Consider the following 24,252-nt stretch of genomic DNA (forward strand, 5'->3'; position numbering starts at 1 on the left):
GTAATTAAATAGTATCGTGTTTTTTTAATAATTTATTCATGAATTTTACATGCACTATTATGATAAAATAAACATAATTATAATTCACTGAGGTGCTATCGTGCTATCGCTAACAATGTTATTACTTGAGCGTGTAGGTTTAATTATTATTTTGGCCTATGTGTTGATGAATATTCCATATTTTAAAAACTTAATGAATCGTCGACGTACATGGAAAGCACGTTGGCAATTATGTATTATTTTCAGTTTGTTTGCCTTAATGTCTAATTTAACTGGTATCGTCATCGATCATCAACATAGTTTGTCAGGAAGTGTGTACTTCCGTTTAGATGATGATGTATCTTTAGCTAACACACGTGTATTAACGATAGGTGTCGCAGGATTAGTTGGTGGCCCTTTTGTAGGTCTATTTGTTGGCGTTATTTCAGGTATTTTCAGAGTGTATATGGGTGGGGCGGATGCACAAGTTTATCTTATCTCATCTATATTTATCGGTATAATTGCTGGTTATTTTGGCTTACAAGCTCAAAGACGCAAGCGTTACCCGAGTATTGCGAAAAGTGCCATGATTGGAATTGTTATGGAAATGATTCAAATGTTGAGCATTTTAACATTTTCCCACGACAAAGCATATGCGGTTGACCTCATATCATTAATTGCATTACCAATGATTATTGTTAATAGCGTTGGTACGGCGATTTTTATGTCTATTATCATTTCAACATTAAAGCAAGAGGAGCAAATGAAGGCTGTTCAAACACATGATGTACTGCAATTGATGAACCAGACATTGCCGTATTTTAAAGAAGGATTGAATAGAGAATCGGCACAGCAAATTGCGATGATTATTAAAAATTTAATGAAAGTATCTGCCGTAGCAATTACAAGCAAAAATGAAATCTTATCGCATGTAGGTGCAGGTAGTGATCATCACATACCAACAAATGAAATATTAACAAGTCTGTCTAAAGATGTATTGAAATCAGGGAAGTTGAAAGAAGTTCATACTAAAGAAGAGATTGGTTGTAGTCATCCGAATTGCCCGCTTAGAGCAGCTATCGTGATACCACTTGAGATGCATGGTTCTATCGTCGGTACATTGAAGATGTATTTTACAAACCCTAATGATTTAACTTTTGTGGAACGTCAACTTGCAGAAGGATTGGCAAATATTTTTAGTAGCCAAATTGAACTTGGTGAAGCCGAAACGCAAAGTAAGTTATTGAAAGATGCTGAGATTAAGTCATTACAGGCACAAGTGAGTCCACATTTTTTCTTCAATTCAATTAACACGATTTCAGCTTTAGTTAGAATAAATAGCGAAAAGGCACGAGAGTTACTATTAGAATTGAGTTATTTTTTCAGAGCGAATTTACAAGGCTCAAAGCAACATACGATTACTTTAGATAAAGAGTTAAGTCAAGTGCGTGCATACTTATCACTCGAACAAGCACGTTACCCAGGAAGATTTAATATCAATATTAATGTTGAAGACAAATATCGCGATGTGCTTGTACCACCATTTTTAATTCAAATTTTAGTTGAAAATGCCATCAAACATGCGTTTACGAATCGAAAGCAAGGTAACGATATTGACGTGTCAGTGATTAAAGAAACTGCAACACATGTACGTATTATTGTACAAGATAATGGTCAGGGTATTTCTAAAGATAAAATGCATTTGTTGGGAGAAACATCTGTAGAATCAGAATCTGGAACTGGTAGTGCTTTAGAAAATTTAAACTTACGCCTAAAAGGATTATTTGGAAAATCCGCAGCATTACAATTTGAATCGACATCGAGCGGTACCACTTTTTGGTGTGTACTTCCTTATGAAAGACAAGAGGAGGAATAAATATGAAAGCATTAATCATAGATGATGAGCCATTAGCACGTAATGAATTAACATATTTATTAAATGAAATTGGTGGTTTTGAAGAAATTAATGAGGCAGAAAATGTAAAAGAAACATTGGAAGCACTACTGATAAATCAATATGACATTATATTTTTAGATGTCAATTTAATGGATGAAAATGGGATCGAATTAGGAGCTAAAATTCAAAAGATGAAAGAGCCACCTGCGATTATTTTTGCAACTGCACATGACCAATACGCAGTACAGGCATTTGAATTAAATGCGACAGACTATATTTTGAAACCGTTTGGTCAAAAACGTATTGAACAAGCAGTCAATAAAGTTCGTGCGACTAAAGCCAAAGATGATAATAGCGCAAATGCAATTGCGAATGATATGTCGGCGAATTTTGATCAAAGTTTACCTGTTGAAATTGACGATAAAATTCACATGTTAAAGCAACAAAATATTATTGGGATTGGCACACATAATGGTATTACAACCATACATACAACGAATCATAAATACGAAACAACAGAGCCATTGAATCGTTATGAAAAACGATTGAATCCCACTTATTTTATACGTATTCATCGTTCATATATTATTAACACTAAACACATTAAAGAAGTGCAACAATGGTTTAACTACACTTATATGGTAATATTGACAAATGGTGTCAAGATGCAAGTTGGACGTTCATTTATGAAAGATTTTAAAGCGTCGATAGGATTACTTTAACAGTAATCCTTTTTTTTATGCATTTTACCTATGATATTTTGTATTTCGGACTAAAATTCACGCAAATCGAAGTGAGCCATCTATACTTTAGTTAAATCAAACGTAGGAGGCAATGGTCGTGAAACAACAAAAAGACGCATCAAAACCAGCACACTTTTTTCACCAAGTCATTGTAATTGCTTTAGTACTCTTTGTATCGAAAATAATTGAATCATTTATGCCAATTCCTATGCCTGCATCAGTAATCGGTTTAGTATTATTATTTGTATTATTATGTACTGGTGCTGTTAAGTTAGGCGAAGTCGAAAAAGTAGGAACGACACTAACAAATAACATTGGCTTACTCTTCGTACCAGCCGGTATCTCAGTTGTTAACTCTTTAGGTGTCATTAGCCAAGCACCATTTTTAATCATTGGACTAATAATCGTCTCAACAATACTATTACTTATTTGTACTGGCTATGTCACACAAATTATTATGAAAGTTACTTCGAGATCTAAAGGTGACAAAGTCACAAAAAAGATCAAAATAGAGGAGGCACAAGCTCATGATTAACCACTTAGCACTAAACACACCATACTTCGGAATACTGTTATCCGTTATACCATTTTTCTTAGCGACCATATTATTTGAAAAAACAAATCGTTTCTTCTTATTCGCACCGCTATTTGTCAGTATGGTATTTGGTGTGGCCTTCCTCTATTTAACAGGCATTCCGTATAAGACTTACAAAATAGGTGGAGACATTATTTACTTCTTCTTAGAACCAGCAACAATCTGTTTTGCGATTCCGTTATATAAAAAGCGTGAAGTGCTTGTTAAACATTGGCATCGTATCATCGGAGGTATTGGTATCGGTACAGTTGTAGCGTTATTAATTATTTTAACTTTTGCGAAGTTAGCACAATTTGCCAATGATGTTATTTTATCAATGTTACCTCAAGCAGCAACTACAGCGATTGCGTTACCAGTATCAGCTGGTATCGGTGGTATAAAAGAATTAACATCATTAGCAGTTATTTTAAATGGTGTCATTATTTATGCCCTAGGTAATAAATTCTTGAAGCTTTTCCGAATTACTAACCCTATTGCCCGAGGATTAGCACTTGGAACAAGTGGTCACACATTAGGTGTAGCACCAGCCAAAGAATTAGGACCTGTAGAAGAATCAATGGCAAGTATAGCTTTAGTGTTAGTTGGTGTAGTTGTTGTAGCAGTTGTGCCTGTCTTTGTAGCAATATTCTTCTAAAACGAAAAACCTAAGCAAGATAATAGCAATTTGAGCCATTGTTATTATCGTAAAAAAACGTCTATACTCCGGTTTATAACTGGAATATAGACGTTTTTATGTATGTATTACTTTTTACTAGGTTTTATGGTATTTAGGCGTTCGTTTTATGTATTGCGGCTTTTGAAAAATGATATAATGAATTAATTTAACTAAGAATTAAAATGTAAGTTATATCATTTGTGAAATTTCAATTAAATATTTTTCGACAAATTCTTGAAATTACTTAATGTCATCAACACTTTATAAAAAAACGGCGTATGCTTATATGTAAGAATGCAATTAAGAGGAGATTTTATAAATGAGTATGCAAAGTTCATATAAACGTTTAGTTAAAGTGCTACTAACGATTTTAGTGATTGTGTTTTCAATTCTACTAGTAGGTGGTTGGTATATTTTTAAAAATGAAGCACCTCGTCCAACAAAGATAGTAGATCAACAAGGTCATACGCTTGTTACAAAAGGCGAGCTAATCAGTGGGCAAGCGATATATGAGAAATATGGGTTAACAGATTATGGCTCCTACCTGGGCAATGGTTCCTACTTAGGCCCAGATTATACAGCAGAGGCATTACATCATTACCTGATTGGTATGCGTAAATATTATGCACAAGATATTTATCATAAGCAACTTCATAAATTAAATCATGCAGAGTTAGCCGTAGTTAAAGATAAAGTGATGAAAGAAATACGGATTAATCGTTATTCTGAAAAAGAAAATCAACTTGTATTAACGCCAGGACAAGTATACGGTCTAAAATATTTGCAAGATTATTATAAAAAAGAGTTTGTTAATAACCCTAAACAAGTAGGATTAAATGAAAATATGATTAAACAGTTTCAAAATGATGATTATATGGTCGCAGGAAATAAAGTTGAACATTTAAGTCAATTCTTTTTCTGGGGTGCTTGGTTATCATCAACAGATAGACTTGGAAAAACATTTTCATATACAAATAATTGGCCATACGATGTGGATGCAGGAAATACGTTGCCTAGTGCAGGAATTTTATGGACTGCTATATCTGTAACATTACTGATTGCAGGCTTGGCATTCATTATATATATTCAAAAGCGTTATGAATTTGACATGAAGCCGACGTATGAGTCGGAACGGGAACTACCAAAGATTGAAGTAGATAGTAAAATCACTGATAGTCAGCGAAAAGTTGGGAAATATTTAGTCGTTGTCATGTTACTATTTTTGGTTCAAATATTATTAGGCGAATTACTGGCACATTATTATGTAGAGAATAAATTTTTTGGTATAGAAATACAAAGGCTCTTTCCATTTAATATTGCGAAGACATGGCATGTGCAATTAGTTATTTTCTGGGTTGCTACGACTTGGTTAGCAGCAGGAATATACATTGTACCTAAAGTATTGGGCAAAGAACCAAAGAAACAAGGCGTATTAGTAGATATCTTGTTTTGGGCCTTAATCATAGTTGTGATGGGCAGCATGATTGGAGAATGGGGTCATATTTTAGGTTGGATTGATTCTCATTGGTGGCTATTCGGGCACTTTGGTTGGGAATATATAGAATTAGGTAAATTTTGGCAAATATTATTTATAGTAGGTATGGCCTTATGGGTTATCATTCTTTGTCGAGGGTTTTTACCAGCTATTCGCAACAAAGTACAAGCGAATCATGATAAACGTCACTTATTGACGCTATTGTTTGTTGGAGCAATTGCAATTCCGTTATTTTATCTTGCATCATTATTTATAATGCCGAATTCACATGTGACGTTTGCAGATTACTGGCGATGGTGGATTGTTCACTTATGGGTTGAAGGTATATTTGAAGCATTTGCCGTAGTGTTGATTGGTTTCTTAATGGTTAATATGAAATTAACTACCATTGAAACGACGATTCGTGCATTATATTTTCAATTAATCCTATTACTAGGTACAGGTATTGTTGGTATGGGTCATCATTACTATTGGCAAGGTGATCATTCCATATGGCTTGCACTGGGTTCTTGTTTTTCAGCATTAGAAGTCGTGCCACTTTGTTTATTAATTTGGGAAGCATACACACACTATCGCTTATATAAGAAAAGTGACATCGCTTTTCCTTACAAAGGTACATTTATTTTTCTTGCTTCAACAGGATTGTGGAATGCAATTGGTGCTGGAGCATTAGGCTTTTTAATTAACACACCAGCAGTTAACTACTTTGAACATGGTACGCAATGGACTGCAGCACATGCCCATGGTTCTATGGCTGGCGTGTATGGTATGTTCTCAATTTCAATTGCGTTGTATGTTTTTAAAAATATTACTAAAAAAGAATTTTGGACACCGAAAGTTGAAAAATGGATTAAAATATCATGTTGGGCTTTAAATGTTGGCTTGGCAGGTATGGTGTTCATTACATTAATGCCAGTAGGTTATATCCAACTTAAAGATGCATTAGAACATGGTTATTGGCATTCAAGACTAACGTCATTTTATGAACAACCACTTGTAAAAGCAATCATGTGGGGTAGAATGCCTTGGGACATTATATTCACAGTAGGTGTCATTATATTAGTAGTTATTTTTATAAGGGGATACAGACACTTAAAACCAAAATACAGAGTATAGATCATCATATTACTGAGTGATCTTAGTGTGTTTTAACGTTTGAGACGAAGAGATATTATACAATAGGATTCAAACTATAGGTTCTTAGATTATGTAAATATAAAGAACAGTAAAAAGTAATTTTCTGATTGAAAATGTACTTCTCACTGTTTTTAAAGAAATTATGTCCTATAAAACGTCTATACTCCGGTTGATAACTGGAATATAGACGTTTTGATGTATGTATTACTTTTTACTAGGAATATAAAACTGTGCATGACGATAATGAAATACGATGTCAGACGAATCAAAGGGTTTGCCAGTCATTGTATAAAAAGTCTGGTGGTAACGTAAACATGGTTCACCTGTAGACAATTGTAGTAATGAAGCTTCACTTGAAGTGAGTTGATCTACATTAAAGAAAATATCTGAAAAACCAATACGAAGTTTCATGTTTGATTCTAAATAATCGAAGATAGAGCCCTTAGCAATATCATCATTTAAATATTTCACGATTTCTTTATGATAATAAGAATATTCGATACATAAAACATCATCGTCCACGAATCTTAATCGCTCTAAATAGTAGACGGTATCATCTGCATTTAATTGGAGCTCATCTTGTACAGATTTAGGTGGCGTTGCAATCTCCTTAAAAACAAGTACCTTACTTGTCATTCGATGTTCGCCTAAACTTTTAGAAAAACCATTGGTCTTAAAAACATTGATACGATTGGCATCTGCAATATTTCTCACATAAATACCACTGCCTTGTGCTTGATAGATCAAACCATCTTGTTCCAATAAGCCTAATGCTTTAATGATAGTACTCTTACTTACTTGATAACGTTCTTTTAATTGCGTCACGCTTGGCAATTTATCACCGGGTTTGAAATTAGATTGATGTATAAACGCATTAAGTTGCTTAGCAATATGTTCATACTTTAACAATATTCTGTCCTCGTTTCACTTTGTCTGTAATTATTATAGCACAAAATATTATAATTGTATCGGCGTTTACAAATTGAACCGGTACAATTATAATTATGATAAGTCATATATTTCCATTCTATTATCAAGTTGAGGGGTAATACTTATGGGCAATAAATATAAAGATTATGCTCAAGACATCCTTACAGCTGTAGGGGGTGTCGAAAATATTGTTAATGTTTCGTATGATACGGTACGCATGACCATTCATATGCATCATGCAATTCCTTCTACTGCTAATGAAGTAACACAAATAGATGGCGTGGCGTCAGTTGATGAAAATGAAACACAGTTAGTTATCGTATTTAATGAAGAAGTAAAATATGTATATCAACAATTACAATTGTTAATGGACGACGCCAAGCATCAAGAAGATACGAATCATGATGCTGTGGATACTCAAGAAACAGAACAGAAAGCGCAAGTAAAAGTAACAACACCAATTTTAGTGAAAGCACCAATCGCTGGTCGTCGTATTTTACTTAAAGAAGTAAGAGATTCAATTTTTAGAGAGAAAATGGTAGGCGAAGGCTTGGCAATCAAAGCTCATGAAGAATCCAAAGTAACCGCACCGTTCAATGGCTTAGTATCTATGATTGTACCAACTAAGCATGCAGTTGGTATTCAATCAGAAGACGGTGTGGACATAGTCATTCATATTGGCGTGAATACAGTTGACTTAGAAGGTAAAGGATTCAAGTGCTTTGTAAAGCAAAATGATCGTGTTGAAGCTGGGCAAACGTTGTTGCAATTCGACCAGCAATATATACAACAACAAGGCTACAATGCTGACGTTATTGTCGTTATTAGCAACTCTGCCGATTTAGGAAAAGTAGAACTGACAATGAATGAAATCATTACGACTGAAGATGTTATTTTTAAAATATTTAAAAACTAGGAGTGTGTTGTAATAATGACAAATTTACCGCAAAATTTTATGTGGGGTGGCGCTCTTGCCGCAAATCAATTTGAAGGTGGATATGATAAAGGTGGTAAAGGGTTAAGTGTAATTGATGTTATGACGAGTGGTGCACATGGCAAAGCACGTCAGATTACAGAATCTATAGATCCAAATCACTATTATCCAAATCATGAAGGTATTGATTTTTATCATCGCTATAAGGAAGATATTGCCTTGTTTAAAGAAATGGGATTGAAATGTTTACGTACGTCGATTGCGTGGACACGTATCTTTCCGAATGGGGATGAAGATGTGCCAAATGAAGAAGGACTTGCCTTTTATGATCGTATCTTTGATGAATTAATTGCACAAGGTATTGAACCTGTTGTGACGTTATCACATTTTGAGATGCCACTTCATTTAGCAAAACATTATGGTGGATTTAGAAATAGAGAAGTTGTCGATTATTTTGTGCATTTTGCGCGTGTTGTATTTGAAAGATATAAAGATAAAGTGACATATTGGATGACGTTTAATGAAATTAATAATCAGATGGACACATCAAATCCTATCTTTTTATGGACGAATTCTGGGGTAGCATTAACAGAAAATGATAATCCCGAAGAAGTCTTGTATCAAGTAGCGCATCATGAACTTTTAGCCAGTGCTTTAGCGGTTCGTCTTGGTAAAGAGATTAATCCGAAATTTAAGATTGGAACAATGATTTCACATGTACCCATTTATCCATATTCGTGTCATCCGAAAGATATGATGGAAGCACAAATTGCGAATCGCTTACGTTTCTTTTTCCCGGATGTTCAAGTAAGAGGTTATTATCCAAGCTATGCTAAAAAAATGTTGGCACGAAAAGGATATGATGTTGGATGGCAAGAAGGGGACGACAGTATTTTACAGCAGGGCACGGTTGATTATATTGGCTTTAGTTATTACATGTCTACGGCTGTAAAACATGATGTTGATACTACAGTTGAAAACAACATCGTCAACGGTGGTTTGAATCATTCTGTGGAGAATCCGCATATCGCAACGAGTGATTGGGGTTGGGCGATTGATCCAGATGGCTTAAGATATACATTGAATGTGTTATATGATCGTTATCAGTTGCCACTTTTTATTGTGGAAAATGGTTTTGGTGCAGTTGATGAAGTGGTAGATGGACATATTCATGATGATTATCGCATTGAATATTTAAAAGCACATATTACAGCAGCGATAGAAGCAGTTGATCAAGATGGTGTAGATTTAATCGGTTATACACCGTGGGGAATCATTGATATTGTTTCATTTACAACTGGTGAAATGAAGAAACGCTATGGTTTAATATATGTTGATCGAGATAATGATGGTCATGGCACGATGGAACGCTTGAAAAAAGATTCGTTCTATTGGTATCAACAAGTGATAGCATCAAATGGAGATAAATTATAAAGATACGTTATAAGTATTTTAGGGTTAGAGCCCGAGACATAAATTAATATAATAGGACCTAAAGTGTTATATTGGCGGGCCCCAACACAGAAGCTGGCGAAAATACAGCTTACAATAATGTGCGAGTTGGCAGGCCCCCAACACAGAGAAATTGGAACAGCAATTTCTACAGACAATGCAAGTTGGCGGGCCCCCAACATAGAAGCTGGCGAAAAGTCAGCTTACAAAAATGTGCAAGTTGGAAGGCCTCCAACACAGAGAACTTCGAAAAGAAATTCTACAGGCAATGCAAGTTGGCGGGGCCCCAACATAGAGAAATTGGAACACCAATTTCAACAGGCAATGAAAGTTGGGGAAGGACAGAAATAAATTTTGCGAAAATAACATTTTTGTCCTAATCCCGTGATGTTAAAATTTTAAGAAAAAAATAATGCCACTAACTAAGTATGTATAGTGTTAATGTTTGAGTGTTTATAAAAGTCTTTAACCAAAATTGATGACCTACTAATCAACGATAACGATATTGTTAAGTAGATGATTAGTGTCACAAAGAAATTAAAGTAGCAGTCAAACATAGATACAAAGTACAGTTAGTGGCATTATATTTAGTGGTCTTTTTTAGCGACAAAAGTAATATAATTCATATCTTTACGCAGTCTAGTCATCGTTTTAAACATTTTACAAAACATTGGTCGATTTTCTTTTTTTAAAGCATTGTTGATAATCTTTAAAGTTCCAACAATACCTTCGTCATAAATTAAACCTTTTGGTGTCATTAAACTCATTGGACCAGTATGATAATGTACATGATTAAAACCAGCTTGATAATATAAATCTAACCAGCCAAGTTTCGTCTGCGGTGAGACATTGATATTAATTGCTGCAGATAATGATTTAACTACATGTGTGGCATGTGATTCATTAACGATGACAATATCATGTGTTAACAAGATACCCCCAGGCTTTAAGACTCGGTAGTACTCGCGTAATGCTTTTTCCTTTATGGCGATGGGCAACATTGTTAACATTGCTTCATTTAAAACGATATCGAATTGATTGTCATCAAAGGGCAATTTAACAGCATTCGCTTGTTGAACTTGAATATATGATTCAAGACCTGCTGCTGAGATATTTTCTTGTGCTTTTTCTAATGCTTTCTTATTTATATCAACGCCTTGAATGTGACAGCCATATGTATGAGCTAGATAAATAGATGTCGTACACATATTACATGCCACTTCTAACACTTGTTTATCTTGTGAAAATGCCCCTTGTTGTATTAACCAATCTGTTGCTGCTTTACCACCGGGGCGTAGACGAGTTTTTCCTAATTTAGCTAAAAATGTATGGCCAGCTTCTTTGGACATAGCATAACCTCCTGTTAATTGATAATTATTATCATTAATATAGCATATTTATATGCGATAATTTGGAAGTTAAAAAGATTACAAAAAATTGTCACTTCATTTATAACTAAACATGAGTCATCAAGCATAGGTTTAGTGGAAAATTATTTCTAATAGATGATGTTTTATAAAGATAAAAAAGCACAGCCATGATATACGAATGTTGCATGTTATATGCTAAACCTTCATATCATAGCTGTGTTTGATTCATTTAAACTTGATTTACTTCTTCTAGTAGAGGAATAGATGCTTGCGCGCCGTGTTTTTGTACAGTGAGGGAGCTCGCTTTATTACCAAAATCAATAGCATCTGCTAAGTTATCTTGCGACTTGTTTAAGCGACTGACAAATGCACCAATAAATGTGTCGCCTGCAGCAGTTGTATCAATCGCATTTACTTTATAAGCTTCGATGTGTTGGCTTTGATTTTTAGTAGCAAAATATGTACCTTGCTTACCTAACGTAATCAAAACAGTCTTAATGCCTAAAGATAAAAAGTAATTAGCATTGTCTTTCATAGATTGTTCATTAGTTACTTTAATCCCAGATAACAATTCGGCTTCTGTTTCGTTTGGCACAATAATATCGATTAGTGACAATAATTCATTAGGTAATGCTTTCGCTGGTGCAGGATTTAATACAGTCGTCACACCATGTGCCTTGGCAATTTCAAATGCAGATATAATAGCCGGGATGGGTACTTCTAATTGTGCAACGACAAAGTCTGCATTGATTATAGCGTCTTTTGCGTTAATAACATCTTCAGGTGTCATCGTCATATTCGCACCACCATAAACATAGATGGTGTTTTGTCCTTCTGCATTCACAGTGATAAAGGCTTGGCCCGTTTTTGCTTCAGTTGTTTTGATAATATATGATGTATCAATATGAGCCGCTTTAAAATCTTCTAAGATGAAATCAGCAACGCCATCAGTGCCAATTTTAGTAATAAATGTTGTGTCTGCTTGCATGCGTGCAGTGGCAATAGCCTGGTTGGCACCTTTACCTCCGCCGAATGCTTTTTGTGCTTCTTCAACATGTAATGTTTCGCCTGGTTGCGCATATCTTTCAACTGTTAAAAATTGATCGACATTCGTTGAACCTAAAATAACAACTTTGTTGGTCATGTGTATGCTCCTTTCAAGTTATAATTTTTAAAAAGTAACATTCGATTCTAATGCAATATTAGAGTAGGGCGTTGTTTCACCAGTACGAATATTACCTTTATTTAATGGGTGAGCTAAGTTACTTTTCATTTCTTCGTGAGGAATGAAAATGATTTCGATTTCCGATGAAATCAATTGTTTAATTTGTTGCAATTGTGTAGGGTTATGTTCTTTTATTTCTTCTGCTAAGTATATTTTTTGGATTTCCATTTCTTCTAATACTGTAGCTAAGACATCAATAAAGCGTGGTAAGTTTTTAGTGACAGCTAGGTCGATACGGCGATGATCATTTGGAATTGGCATGCCAGCGTCATTAATTGTTAATAGGTCAAAATGACCAATTGTCGCGATTGCTTTTGAAATATGTTCATTTAAAATAGCTGATTTTTTCATGACATCTACACTCCTTATTTTATAAATACTGTAACAGAAGCGGCTACTAAAATGAGTACTAAGCCGATGATTGTAATAACCATTTCTTTTGATGTTTTATGTTGTTTTAAGAAATAAATACCAGTTAATGTAGCAAGCACAACGGATGTTTGAGAAAGAATAAATCCAGTTGCTAAACCATTCATATTAGGTTGTGCTGAAATAAGATATGTTAAGGCACCAAATGCAAAGAAGAAACCTGAAATAATTTGTAACCACGTAATTTTATTACGAAATGGATTCTCTGCTTTTATATTCATAAAGCCATAAATGACTGCAACAATTACCATACCCATTGCTTGAGGTAAAAAGGCAGTTAGGCCATCAATAGAAGTTGCTTGTGGTGCGGCTGAATATAACCAGTATCCAAATTCACCAATTAACAGAAGAATCACTGCACGACGTAAATTTTTGGCGTTACTTGCTTCTTTGCGTTCACTCCAAACTGTCATACGCGCACCAATTAAAATAACGATTAATGCTGTAAAACCAATGATTTTATGACCAATGCCCGGCCAATTTCCTAATGCAAAGACACCCCATAAAGATGCGCCTAATAATTGGAATGCTGTTGTGACAGGCATTGCACGAGATGAACCGACTAATTCGAACGCTTTAAATGTAATGATTTGTCCGAATCCCCATCCTGCACCTGATAATAAGGCGAATAGTAAATTTGTTCCAGTAGGTAAGCCACTTGATGTGATTACGGCTAAAATAATAGCGAAGATTAACGTACCTACAGTAGCACCGATAATTTGATGTACAGGTTTACCACCAAACTTTGAAGCGACTGTTGGGAAGAAGCCCCAGCCAATTAAGGGGCCTAACCCGATAAGTAATGCAACAATGCTCATGTTATACACCTCACGATTTGTTTTTAGTAAAACGTTTTACCAGTGCCATCGTACCATTTTTATTTGTAAAATGCATGCGTTTTCATAAAAACTGAAAACGTTTAAATCATATTTAAAAATTCATACATTATTATTTTAATTTCTTAGTGAAATAATTATGATTAAAAACCCTCAGCATTAAAGCAACGCTAAGGGCATAACAATGATGAGTATATTTCGGAAGATACGTAGTTAGTTTGAAAGATGATAGCCAGTTGTTGCACGAATTTTTAAAGTCGTTGGTAATTCAATCATATCAATGGATTTATCTAAGTGCTGTAATCGTTGAAGTAATAAGGTTAAAGATGTTTTGCCAATATCAGTTATAGGTTGTGCTACAGTAGTTAAAGGTGGCGTGACATACGCGGCATAATCAATGTCGTCATAACCTATTAATGAGATATCTTTCGGGATACTGATGCCATGTTCAATTAATCCTCTTAAAATACCGATAGCGAGTTCATCGTTAATAGCGAAGATTGCAGTGGCAGATTGAACCATGATGTCATCAACAATGGTTAGCCCACCGCGCTTAGATAATTCAGTATGGACGATTTGTGGTTCGGGCAATTGATTCGTGCGCAAAGTATCAACAAATCCAGCGACACGAGTCGACATATTCGCCATCATGTCATATGGTGCAACAATCATCATATTGTTGTGACCGAGTTCTATTAAATGTTGTGCTGCAAGTTGTCCGCCTTGATATTCATTTGTCCGAACAAAATCCGTATAGCCTTGATGGTCATTTTGATCCAGTACGACATAAGGTACATGATGCTTCTTTAGATAGTTATTTAGGGCGTCCGGGGATGAAATGTATTGTGCAATAATTAATCCGTCAATACCTCGATCAATTAAATGTTTAATATTGTCATACAAATCAGTTGCTGTAGATGTTAAAAAGCATAAATCAACATCAGATGGTTTGTGATCATGAATACTTTGCATCAGTGCTGAGAAAAACGGATTTGTTAAGCTAGGTAAAATGACGCCAATAGTTTGAATTTTACTGCCGCGCAATTGTTTTGCATGTTTGTTAGGGGCATAGCCTAAACGTTCTGAAACAGCATGTACGTTTTTTATCGTTGTTGAGGAAAAACGACTATCATTATGATTTAAAATATGTGACACCGTAGTAACTGATACACCAGCTTCTCTAGCAACATCTTTAATTGACACTTTTTTCATATTATATTCCTTCTCTTTATTGTGTAATTAATCATACAGTTATATACCCGATTATTATATTCATCATATCATGATAAGCATTTGATGACATATGAAGAGGTGCATGACTTTTATTGTCTACAAACAGACGCCTATAGTATGCGATTAAGGTTGAGGCGAGAGAATATATTATTAAGGTTAAATAACTTTTAATGATTATGATAACAAGAATTTTAAAATGTTTATTGTGATGAAAAATACAAAAGTCATTATTTTAAAGAATAAAATATTTGTTTTTGAAAAAAGTATTAAAAAACATAACGAAATGATGTATATTGAACTATGTGATTGAAAAAATTTTTAATTAAGGCTTGTTAAAAATTAAGAGAGGATGTTTTTAAATGCAATTCAAATTAAAAGAAGAAGAGATTATTAGTTTTTTAGAATTGAAATATCCAGAAAAAGAGTTCGAATATGGTCGTTTGTTAGTTGGACAACATAAGCGAGATGATTTAGATGTTTATTACTTTGGTGATACGTTTTTAATGTGCACGATTATTTCATTCAAGACATTTGAAATTAAAGAAACAGTAGAATTATCATATGATGCTGTTAATCGTATTGTGTTAAAAGATGGATGGTTATTTAGAAAAATGAGAATAGAAACAATGCAAAAAGTGTTAAAATACGGTACATCTAAATTAATGTTAACTGATTTTCAAAAGGATAATTATAATAAATATATTCAAGGTCAGAAACAACGCGTGATATTTGAAAATGGCCATTTTGTCTAATTGATAGTGAATAATAATTAGAGTAAGCGAAGAACAATAAAAAATGTTCTTCGCTTATTTTTATAGAAATTGATGCGTATCATTTTAAAGTGATACAGATATTTCGAAACATAATTCTTCTATTATATTTAAGATTTAACTGTTTTTGGAATGATCATGTATGCAGATAATGAGCCGAGTATCATTAATACAATGCTGACGATAAATGTTACAGTTGCAGCTACACTTGGTGCATAGTTTAGTTGTAACATACTGAAAACTGTAGTACTTAGTGCTATACCAAAGGCGCCACCTAGTGTGCCACTCATTTTATATAATCCTGTAGCTAAACCAACTTTTTCATTAGGCATACTGAAAATTGCAATTGTAAGGCCGGGTGTTGCCACTAAACCATTTCCAATTGCGCAAATGACAAACCCAGTAACAACAGCAATGATATATTGTGATGGTTGAAGTGATGTCATGCTAATAATAGTGATGCCGATGACAGGGAACAACGGACCAATGATGAGCATCAATTTGCCACCGAAACGTAATGTTGCTTTTTCACCTAAACGAATCATCGCAACTGCCACAATGGCATATGGCAATGTAACAAGTCCAGATTGCGCATCTGATAAACCAAGGTGTGTTTGAGCATATATGAAAAAGACCACTGTTACGCCCAGACCACTATTTAAAACAAAGTTATTTAAAAATGCACCAATGAACGGACGGTTGCGTAATACTGAGAAATCAATAAAAGGTACTTCATGTCGACGTTCGATGATGATGAATATCAACGTAGTGATGATAAAAATGCTCAGACAAATGAATGAAAATGTACTAAACCAACCTTGTTCGAATCCTTGTGTTAACAATAATGTAAAGCTACCAATCATAACAGCGAAAATAGACATACCTTTGTAATCGAATGGATGACGATGGCTATGTTGACTTACTTTTTCAGGTGTGCCTTTTAGAAGCAATATGGCAATGAAAGCAATGACTATACTAATGATGAAATTCGTTTGCCATCCAAAATTTGTGGCGATTAAACCGCCGATAACACCAGCTAGGCCGATGCCACCAACAGTACTAATCATTAGATAACTAATCGCTCGTCTTAAATGATCTCCTTTAAATTGATTATTTAAAACGCCAACTGTTGAAGGTAACAAGATAGCTGCTGATAGACCTTGTAAAATTCTACCGATGATGAGCAGTGCAGTGATGTCCGATATAATTAATAGAAGAGATGCAAACATACTGATTATGAGACCCATGTATGTCATTCTCAGTTGTCCTATTTTATCAGCAATATCACCTGCAGCCACCATGAAGATACCTGTGGCGAAGGAAGTTAAACTAATAGATAAATTTAACACGGCAGGAGAGGTTTGATACGTTTGACCAACGAGAGGTCCTATATTAATAAATGATTGTGCAAACAACCAATATGTTAATGCAGACAACATAATCGCAATAATAATATTACTGCATGGTGAAGATTGTGTGTTATTCACAGATGTCACTCCTTGTAAAAATTAAATATAGAAAGTCATGAGATGAAGTGAACGGATGTATAGATGATCGTTCACTCACACATAAGTCATGATTTCCTTACATATCATACCACAGTTATTGAGAATGAATATCAATTAATTGCTTGTATGATTGATTTTTTATAGTATGTTTAAGTGAAACAGCTTTATTTGAAAGTGATTAAAGTAAATGAAGGTACAGAGGAGTGAGAACAATGTGCACAGGATTCACAATACAAACTTTAAATAATCAAGTACTTCTTGGACGCACGATGGATTATGATTATCCATTAGATGGTTCGCCAGCAGTGACGCCTAGAAATTATCGTTGGACATCTCGCACTGGCACGACAGGCCAAACGCAATATGGCTTTATTGGTACAGGAACAGATATGGAAGGTTTTATTTATGGTGATGGTGTTAATGAACATGGCGTTGCCATTTCAACACAATATTTCCGAGGTTATAGTTCATATGGATCAACACACAAAGCGGACGCGATGAATATTACGCAAAATGAAATTGTGACATGGATTTTGGGATATACAACAAGCATTGAAGATATGAAACAACAAGCATCCCAAATACATGTTGTAGCTGTATATTTAAATGATATCGGTGAAGTTCCGCCATTGCATTATCATGTTTCCGATGCAACTGGACATTCAGTCGAAGTTTCATTTAAAGAGGGTGAAGTGGTTATAAAAGATAACCCTATTGGTGTCTTAACAAATCATCCAGACTTAAATTGGCATTATAGTAATTTAAGACAATATATCAATATTTCTCCTTATCCAACAACAGCAAATTTATTGGAAGGTGTAACGATTGAACCTTTAGGCAATGAAGCAGGTACATTTGGATTGCCAGGTGGATTTACTTCAACTGAGCGCTTTGTGAGAATGGCATTTATGAAAGCAAACATTGCTCAAAACAATGATAAAGAAATGGATTTAATGAATGCATTTTATTTATTAGATGCGGTAAATATACCGATTGGAATTGTACGTCCGCATGATGCTGACAATCACTATACGATGTATCAGACCGTAATAAATTTAACTACAAGAACGTTATATATTAAGTATTATGGCAGCAATGAAATAGTAGCATTAAAGCTCACAGATGATTTAATTAATAGAAAAGATATGACGATTTTTAAGCCTGAGAAGCATATCACTATTAGAAAGTTGAATGACAATCAATAGCGATTGATAATGGAATTTGGTTGATATGATTTGATGGATGATTACTATCATACATTAGCGTTGAACCGCGAACATGGACGAATGATTAGTTGTTAATTTTGAAAATTTATAAAAGGTTAAACGAATGCAGTGAGAGATGTCATTTTAATATCAATGTATGGCTATTTTGTAATGACAATGTAATGAGTTTAGTAAAACATTTCGGGAATATTAAATAGTTGGAAAATGAGAATTAAATCCTTTACTCAGTTGTCTAATTCTTTTAGTATGTGCAGTACAGTTTAATTGAGAACTAACTTTAACTTTAATGGAGGATGTTTTATACATGAAAAAATTAACAGCAGCAGCGATTGCAACGATGGGCTTCGCTACATTTACAATGGCGCATCAAGCAGATGCAGCAGAAACGACAAACACCCAACAAGCACATACACAAATGTCAACACAATCACAAGACGTATCTTATGGTACTTATTATACAATTGATTCTAATGGGGATTATCATCACACACCTGATGGTAACTGGAATCAAGCAATGTTTGATAATAAAGAATATAGCTATACATTCGTAGATGCACAAGGACATACGCATTATTTTTATAACTGTTATCCAAAAAATGCAAATGCCAATGGAAGCGGTCAAACATATGTGAATCCAGCAACAGCAGGAGATAACAATGACTACACAGCGAGTCAAAGCCAACAACACATTAATCAATATGGTTATCAATCAAATGTAGGCCCAGACGCGAGCTATTATTCACATAGTAACAACAACCAAGCGTATAACAGCCATAATGGTAATGGAAAGGTTAATTACCCTAATGGCACATCTAATCAAAATGGCGGTTCAGCAAGTAAAGCGACAGCTAGTGGTCATGCGAAAGACGCAAGCTGGTTAACAAGTCGTAAACAACTACAACCATATGGACAATATCACGGTGGTGGTGCGCATTACGGTGTCGACTATGCAATGCCTGAAAATTCACCAGTTTACTCATTAACTGATGGTACAGTAGTACAAGCAGGTTGGAGTAACTATGGTGGTGGTAATCAAGTAACGATTAAAGAAGCGAACAGTAATAACTACCAATGGTATATGCATAATAATCGTTTAACTGTTTCAGCTGGTGATAAAGTCAAAGCTGGTGACCAAATTGCATATTCAGGTAGTACGGGTAATTCAACAGCACCTCACGTACACTTCCAACGTATGTCTGGTGGTATCGGTAATCAATATGCAGTAGACCCAACGTCATACTTACAAAGTAGATAATACAGTAAATCCCAAGTTACGATATCATACGCAACTTGGGATTTTTTTCGTTTTAATAATAGGTATAAGCCCATTGCTTGTCCTCTAAAACATGTTGATAAAAAGGATCTTGGCCAATTAACTTGATATCATCTGCAAGTGCTTCAACTTCATCTAAATGATGGGTAGTTAATATAATTAAACATTTAGATTTCATAATGTTAAGTAGTTGGTGGATGTCATGTCTAGATTTTAAATCAATACCAACTGTCGGTTCATCTAAAATGAGAATTCGAGGTTGACCTAGTAAACCTACTAATATATTAATTTTACGTTTATTCCCACCAGACAATGTAGATACTTTGGCAGACGTATCATCAAAGTTTAATTGCTGTAAATATTCGTTGATAGTTGTATCGTTAATTGGATTTTTACAAAGTGATTTAAAAAATTTAATGTTTTCAGCCACTGTCATGTGTTCAAATAACGCAATGTCTTGTGGCACATAACCGATGTGATTTTGTATTTGTCTTTGATTCCATTTTTCGCCGAAATAGTTGATAGTTCCATCATTAGCTTTTTCAATACCAGCAATCATACGAAGTAATGTTGATTTTCCAGCGCCATTATCACCAAGTAATACGGTTAAACGATTACTATCAAAGGACATGGTTAAATGATTGAAAATCTGTTTGTTACGGTAACGCTTTGAAAGGTTATTAATTTCTATCATCAGTTACGCTCCTTTACATGAAAATGGTCAAGTATACGATACCCATAGCAAGTGCATATATAAATGTCATGAATAATCGATGACTTATTGTTTGAATATGGAATAAGATAAAGACGATACCTATCTCATAAATCAATATAAGTAACAGTGATTTTAAGTAAAATATTAAGCTGAGTGGTTGAGACAAATATAGACTAACTGCCAATAGTACCAACAATAACAAGATCGTATGTGTCATTACATAAGTACTATATAGTTTGAAACGGCTTAAATGATATTGTGATAATCGTTGCAATGCTGCTTGTTGGTTTAAACGATAATGAAGTACTACTTGAACAGCGCTAACAAATAAAATCACCGCAAAGATTAAGCTAATTGAAATAGAGTGTTGTGCTTGTTTAGTAAGCGACACAAATTTGATTTTAGATTCAGGTGTATGTTTATGATAGGACTTGTTGATAGCATCGATGGATTGATGCTGTTTCATATCCTCAAGGTGTTCATAAATAATGTTAGGAATTTGCTGTTCATATAATGAACTACTAACAATTTCTACAGCAATACCACCTATAAAGTCATCTCTACCATATAACTGTATCGTTTCTTTTAAACGGTTCTCTTTTAATTTTTGAGAGAAACCTTTAGGAATTTGCATACTTAAAATAGCTTCCTTTTTAGTAACATCATCTTCAATATAGCTTTCATCTTCATCGACTTTTTTAATAGTTACATAGTCAGATTGTTTAATTTTATTGACGAATGATTTTGATGCAGTGGTTTGGTCTAAATCTTGAATGGTAATCGGTATTTTGAAGTTGTCATGTGCTACACGGTAACCCATACCAATAAGTACGAGTGCGATGACAATGGTTGTTACGAGCAAGATGTATTGTAACCATTGCTTGAACACAACAAGTTGTATATAAGGCTTCATTGACGATACCTCCAAACCAATACAGCTAAATTAATTATCAAAAGTGCGATGAAGCTAAGATAGAAACTAGGGTGCAGTTCTAAAATGTAGTTGTTTAAAATAATTTCTAACAATTGATTTGTTACAACTGCGAACGGTTGAATATTGAAAACGCCATTTGCTATATGTTGTAAAAAAATCGTAGGTATTGTTAAACCAGATAACACTAGGATGACAATAGCTAATATGACTTTACTAATACTATTCAACAAGCCTGTTGTTAAAAGTTCGATGAGTAATAACCACAGTATTAAAAAGGTAACATAATAGCTTAAATGAATGGCTAACGTTGGCCAATTATATAATTCAAAGGTATTCGGAATACTGAACATAATCCAAACTACACCAACGATACTCCATAACATAGTATAAAACCATGTAATCAACGCACGAATGATTAACAAACGCTCTTTAGAAAAATGAAACATTTTCAATCGCGCTTTCAATACAGTATCTTGATTCATTTTCAAAACTGTAAATAAAGATAGTGCAAAGATGAATACCGTTGTTAAAAATCCTGTAATTGCATAATAACTGCCCGTATCGTATAAATGAATCGGTTCTAAGTTAAATGCACCTGAACGGTTTAATCCTGTAATCAGCAAATCAGTCATAACATTGATACTGTCAGAATGTGATGCTTTCGGTGCTAAGTCTTGAAAAGCTAAGATGCCACCCATTGATCGCATAAGACGTTGGTAAACAGAATCTGTTAGCTGAGATAGCACGACACTTTTCATGGATTGTTGATCATATGTATATACTGAAATTGGTAGTTCGCCTTGTTTATAAAATGCCTTGGTCATACCTTTATCAAAAACAAAGTAGCCTTGAAGTTTCTGCTGTTTTAGCAAAGTATGTGCTTGCTTATCATCATATGCTTTAATGCTCACATTTTTTCCTAGGTTACTCCCTTTACCAATAGAGTTTAAGATTAATTTCGTTTCACTTGATTGATCTTTATCTACGACACCTATATTAAAATGATTGTCATCTTCTGTTGCATGTTGGATCGTCGTTAATGTAATAAGGAGTGCCACTAATATAAATAGTAAATAGATAATCAAATACCACTTTTTCAATAAAAAAGAGTGGTAGATGCGAAACAAATGTATTGTTTTCATTTAACCACTCCTCCAATGATAAGATTGAAAGGCAAGATGACCTTCCAATCTTATTTTTATATTTTAGTTATTTAGATGCCTTTTTTAAAATTGACTCAAACATTTTGCCGCCATTTTTTTCGATTTCTTTTTCAAGTTTTTCACGGTCTTTTGAAGATAGACTATTGAAATCTTTCGCACCACTATCATCAAAATCAATATCTGCTTTCAATTTTGTGCTAGATTTTAAAATGAAATTAATTGGTTCTTCAGCATATTTGATGCCGATATTTAACGTAGATTTCTGAGTGTTATTTTTTACGTCAGAATCTATATTATTTTCAAAAGTGAATTCATTTTCGTCGCTATATTTATCTAATGCGACAGTGATTTTACCTTTATCTTGACGTTTTGTGCCATCTACTTTTTCTTGGTTATCTAATTTGATTTTTGATTCATCATATTCTGTCTTTTTACCAAATTCGTATTTATCACTGTATTTATTGTCTTTTTCCTTAGAAGATACGCCTTTAATTGTATATTTCGCTTCAGCATACGTGTATTTATCTTGATCGAAATCAAGTGCGTAATCTAGTTTTAACTTATCGTCTTCTAAAGTATTAGTACCTTTGATTTTAGTTTTATTATTTTCTTTGTCTGTAATAGTAATTTCTCGTTTTACAATCGTATGTTTTTCGGTATAAATTTTAGATTGAATTTTAGCAAATTCATCCTTTTTAGTTTCTTTGACATCGTCAATTGCTTTTTTGATGTCTTTTTCAAAGTCTTTTGTAGCACCTTGTTCTTCCATTAATTTTTTAAGGTCTTTATCCTTTTTAGCTTCTTCTAATACAGCTAATGTAATTTTTTTAGTGTCAGCTCTGCTAAGTGTTAACGTGACAGGTCTAACTTTGTACTTTTCACCATTAACCTTAATTTCTTCTTTTTTACCTTTATCAAAATTATCGTCATCTAATTTGTCGACAATAAGTTCGGAATATTTTTCGGCAATTTTGCTGTAGTCACTTTGTTGTGCTTGAGCATTACTAAAAAGAGTATTTAAATTTAGTTGTTGGTTTGTAATACCATTTTCTTTTGCTGTTTCTTCATCTTCACCTGTAAGTTTTGAATAAGTTGATAATAAATCAGAATTATTAACACTATATTTCCCTTTAAATAATGGTGATTCGAAATAATGCTTATCTTTATCTGCAGCTAACTGGAATTTCCCTAATGCAGAGTCTGCGATTGTTGGTTCAAGATTAATCATTGATTTCTCTTTTTTAGGATCATGTCCATATGACATTTTAATTTTCGAAGCATTAACAACAGATTTAGGAATACCAAGCCCCTTAACAATTTCATCTGATGCATCTGCGCTTAATTCTAATGAAGATAAAAACGAATTATCTTTCATCTTTTCTTGGAACTTCACTTCATTTTCAAAACGGTCATTAAAATAATCTTTATACATTTTTGCAGTATGTTGTTCGCTTTTTAAGTATGTATTTTTCGGTGTGTTTGCAAAAAATGCATAAACTCCCCATGCGATTCCACCTATTAATAATAAGACAATAATAATAGGAATTATAATTTTTAACTTTTTAGACATTTTGCTTCCTCCCAATTATTTATGAGTTAATCATATCAGAACAATACATTTTATTAAATGGTTTATTTTAAATTTTGTTTAAATTAATAGAATTTTAGTTATAATAATGTTTAATAAGTTATTGAAAATCTAATAAACTACAAAAAATAGTTTGATTACATAATGATTCTTGAAAAATGTCGG

At 33.9% G+C, this 24,252-nt stretch carries 22 protein-coding genes and 1 pseudogene; 12 read left to right on the top strand and 11 right to left on the bottom strand.

The window, feature by feature from the left end; all coding sequences use genetic code 11:
- Positions 1-100: 100 nt before the first annotated feature.
- From JV528_RS00120 to JV528_RS00140, 5 genes are all read left to right on the top strand, one after another.
- The gene (locus JV528_RS00120) at positions 101-1,855 is read left to right on the top strand and encodes a sensor histidine kinase (protein ID WP_000950281.1); all 1,755 of its coding nucleotides are present in this window, start codon (positions 101-103) and stop codon (positions 1,853-1,855) included.
- Positions 1,856-1,857: 2 nt separating this feature from the next.
- Entirely contained in the window at positions 1,858-2,598 is a 741-nt protein-coding gene (locus JV528_RS00125) for a response regulator transcription factor LytR (protein ID WP_000645454.1), read from the top strand.
- A gap of 112 nt (positions 2,599-2,710) precedes the next feature.
- Positions 2,711-3,154 carry an antiholin-like murein hydrolase modulator LrgA gene (lrgA, locus tag JV528_RS00130; RefSeq protein WP_001792906.1) on the top strand — a complete coding sequence of 148 codons (444 nt, stop codon included), beginning with the start codon at positions 2,711-2,713 and terminating at the stop codon, positions 3,152-3,154.
- Positions 3,147-3,848, top strand: coding sequence for an antiholin-like protein LrgB (gene lrgB / locus JV528_RS00135; RefSeq protein ID WP_000607067.1), 702 nt, complete (start codon positions 3,147-3,149; stop codon positions 3,846-3,848). Before lrgA ends, lrgB begins: the two co-directional genes overlap by 8 nt.
- Before the next feature lie 340 nt (positions 3,849-4,188).
- The gene (locus tag JV528_RS00140; protein WP_065315778.1) at positions 4,189-6,480 is read left to right on the top strand and encodes a nitric-oxide reductase large subunit; all 2,292 of its coding nucleotides are present in this window, start codon (positions 4,189-4,191) and stop codon (positions 6,478-6,480) included.
- A gap of 225 nt (positions 6,481-6,705) precedes the next feature.
- Here the strand turns inward: JV528_RS00140 and JV528_RS00145 are convergent, their stop codons facing one another.
- A complete protein-coding gene (locus JV528_RS00145) occupies positions 6,706-7,410 on the bottom strand; it encodes a GntR family transcriptional regulator (protein WP_000922329.1) in 705 nt (234 codons plus the stop codon).
- 145 nt (positions 7,411-7,555) lie between these two features.
- Here JV528_RS00145 and JV528_RS00150 point away from each other — a divergent pair, with 145 nt between their 5' ends.
- Together JV528_RS00150 and JV528_RS00155 are read left to right on the top strand one after the other, a co-directional pair.
- Positions 7,556-8,347, top strand: coding sequence for a PTS sugar transporter subunit IIAB (locus JV528_RS00150; protein ID WP_000527265.1), 792 nt, complete (start codon positions 7,556-7,558; stop codon positions 8,345-8,347).
- 15 nt (positions 8,348-8,362) lie between these two features.
- Complete coding sequence (locus JV528_RS00155) at positions 8,363-9,799, top strand: 6-phospho-beta-glucosidase (RefSeq protein ID WP_000183388.1); 1,437 nt, start codon at positions 8,363-8,365, stop codon at positions 9,797-9,799.
- 605 nt (positions 9,800-10,404) lie between these two features.
- Here JV528_RS00155 and JV528_RS00160 read toward each other — a convergent pair.
- Positions 10,405-11,166 (bottom strand): class I SAM-dependent methyltransferase, encoded by a 762-nt coding sequence (locus JV528_RS00160; protein ID WP_204177103.1) that lies wholly within the window; start codon positions 11,164-11,166, stop codon positions 10,405-10,407.
- Between the two features lie 18 nt (positions 11,167-11,184).
- On the opposite strand from JV528_RS00160, the gene JV528_RS00165 reads away from it, so the two are divergent.
- Positions 11,185-11,319 carry a hypothetical protein gene (locus tag JV528_RS00165; protein ID WP_001789470.1) on the top strand — a complete coding sequence of 45 codons (135 nt, stop codon included), beginning with the start codon at positions 11,185-11,187 and terminating at the stop codon, positions 11,317-11,319.
- 97 nt (positions 11,320-11,416) lie between these two features.
- Here the strand turns inward: JV528_RS00165 and rbsK are convergent, their stop codons facing one another.
- From rbsK to rbsR, 4 genes are all read right to left on the bottom strand, one after another.
- A complete protein-coding gene (gene rbsK, locus JV528_RS00170; protein WP_000182746.1) occupies positions 11,417-12,331 on the bottom strand; it encodes a ribokinase in 915 nt (304 codons plus the stop codon).
- 27 nt (positions 12,332-12,358) lie between these two features.
- Complete coding sequence (gene rbsD, locus JV528_RS00175) at positions 12,359-12,763, bottom strand: D-ribose pyranase (RefSeq protein ID WP_000747850.1); 405 nt, start codon at positions 12,761-12,763, stop codon at positions 12,359-12,361.
- A gap of 14 nt (positions 12,764-12,777) precedes the next feature.
- Positions 12,778-13,659, bottom strand: a complete 882-nt coding sequence (gene rbsU, locus JV528_RS00180) for a ribose/proton symporter RbsU (RefSeq protein WP_000029192.1) — start codon at positions 13,657-13,659, stop codon at positions 12,778-12,780.
- Positions 13,660-13,890: 231 nt separating this feature from the next.
- A complete protein-coding gene (gene rbsR, locus JV528_RS00185; protein ID WP_000757896.1) occupies positions 13,891-14,889 on the bottom strand; it encodes a ribose utilization transcriptional repressor RbsR in 999 nt (332 codons plus the stop codon).
- A 150-nt stretch (positions 14,890-15,039) separates the two neighbouring features.
- Between rbsR and JV528_RS00190 the strand changes: the two are divergent.
- A pseudogene (locus JV528_RS00190) lies at positions 15,040-15,220 on the top strand (NADH-quinone oxidoreductase subunit L).
- 49 nt (positions 15,221-15,269) lie between these two features.
- The gene (locus tag JV528_RS00195; protein ID WP_001159764.1) at positions 15,270-15,662 is read left to right on the top strand and encodes a hypothetical protein; all 393 of its coding nucleotides are present in this window, start codon (positions 15,270-15,272) and stop codon (positions 15,660-15,662) included.
- A gap of 128 nt (positions 15,663-15,790) precedes the next feature.
- On the opposite strand, the gene JV528_RS00200 is transcribed toward JV528_RS00195, so the two are convergent.
- Entirely contained in the window at positions 15,791-17,167 is a 1,377-nt protein-coding gene (locus tag JV528_RS00200; protein WP_204177105.1) for an MFS transporter, read from the bottom strand.
- 233 nt (positions 17,168-17,400) lie between these two features.
- Here JV528_RS00200 and JV528_RS00205 point away from each other — a divergent pair, with 233 nt between their 5' ends.
- Positions 17,401-18,393 (top strand): choloylglycine hydrolase family protein, encoded by a 993-nt coding sequence (locus JV528_RS00205; protein WP_000337375.1) that lies wholly within the window; start codon positions 17,401-17,403, stop codon positions 18,391-18,393.
- A gap of 325 nt (positions 18,394-18,718) precedes the next feature.
- Positions 18,719-19,669, top strand: coding sequence for a glycine-glycine endopeptidase LytM (gene lytM / locus JV528_RS00210; protein WP_000736802.1), 951 nt, complete (start codon positions 18,719-18,721; stop codon positions 19,667-19,669).
- 52 nt (positions 19,670-19,721) lie between these two features.
- Here the strand turns inward: lytM and JV528_RS00215 are convergent, their stop codons facing one another.
- From JV528_RS00215 to JV528_RS00230, 4 genes are all read right to left on the bottom strand, one after another.
- A complete protein-coding gene (locus JV528_RS00215) occupies positions 19,722-20,381 on the bottom strand; it encodes an ABC transporter ATP-binding protein (RefSeq protein ID WP_000570070.1) in 660 nt (219 codons plus the stop codon).
- Positions 20,382-20,394: 13 nt separating this feature from the next.
- A complete protein-coding gene (locus JV528_RS00220) occupies positions 20,395-21,315 on the bottom strand; it encodes an ABC transporter permease (RefSeq protein WP_000806124.1) in 921 nt (306 codons plus the stop codon).
- Entirely contained in the window at positions 21,312-22,478 is a 1,167-nt protein-coding gene (locus JV528_RS00225) for an ABC transporter permease (RefSeq protein ID WP_000848786.1), read from the bottom strand. The genes JV528_RS00220 and JV528_RS00225 overlap by 4 nt, the downstream gene beginning before the upstream one ends.
- 67 nt (positions 22,479-22,545) lie before the next feature.
- The gene (locus tag JV528_RS00230; protein WP_065315782.1) at positions 22,546-24,069 is read right to left on the bottom strand and encodes a DUF6583 family protein; all 1,524 of its coding nucleotides are present in this window, start codon (positions 24,067-24,069) and stop codon (positions 22,546-22,548) included.
- Between the last annotated feature and the right edge of the window lie 183 nt (positions 24,070-24,252).

Origin of the sequence: Staphylococcus sp. GDB20D11A, assembly GCF_016893255.1 — a bacterium.
Classification (GTDB): domain Bacteria; phylum Bacillota; class Bacilli; order Staphylococcales; family Staphylococcaceae; genus Staphylococcus; species Staphylococcus aureus.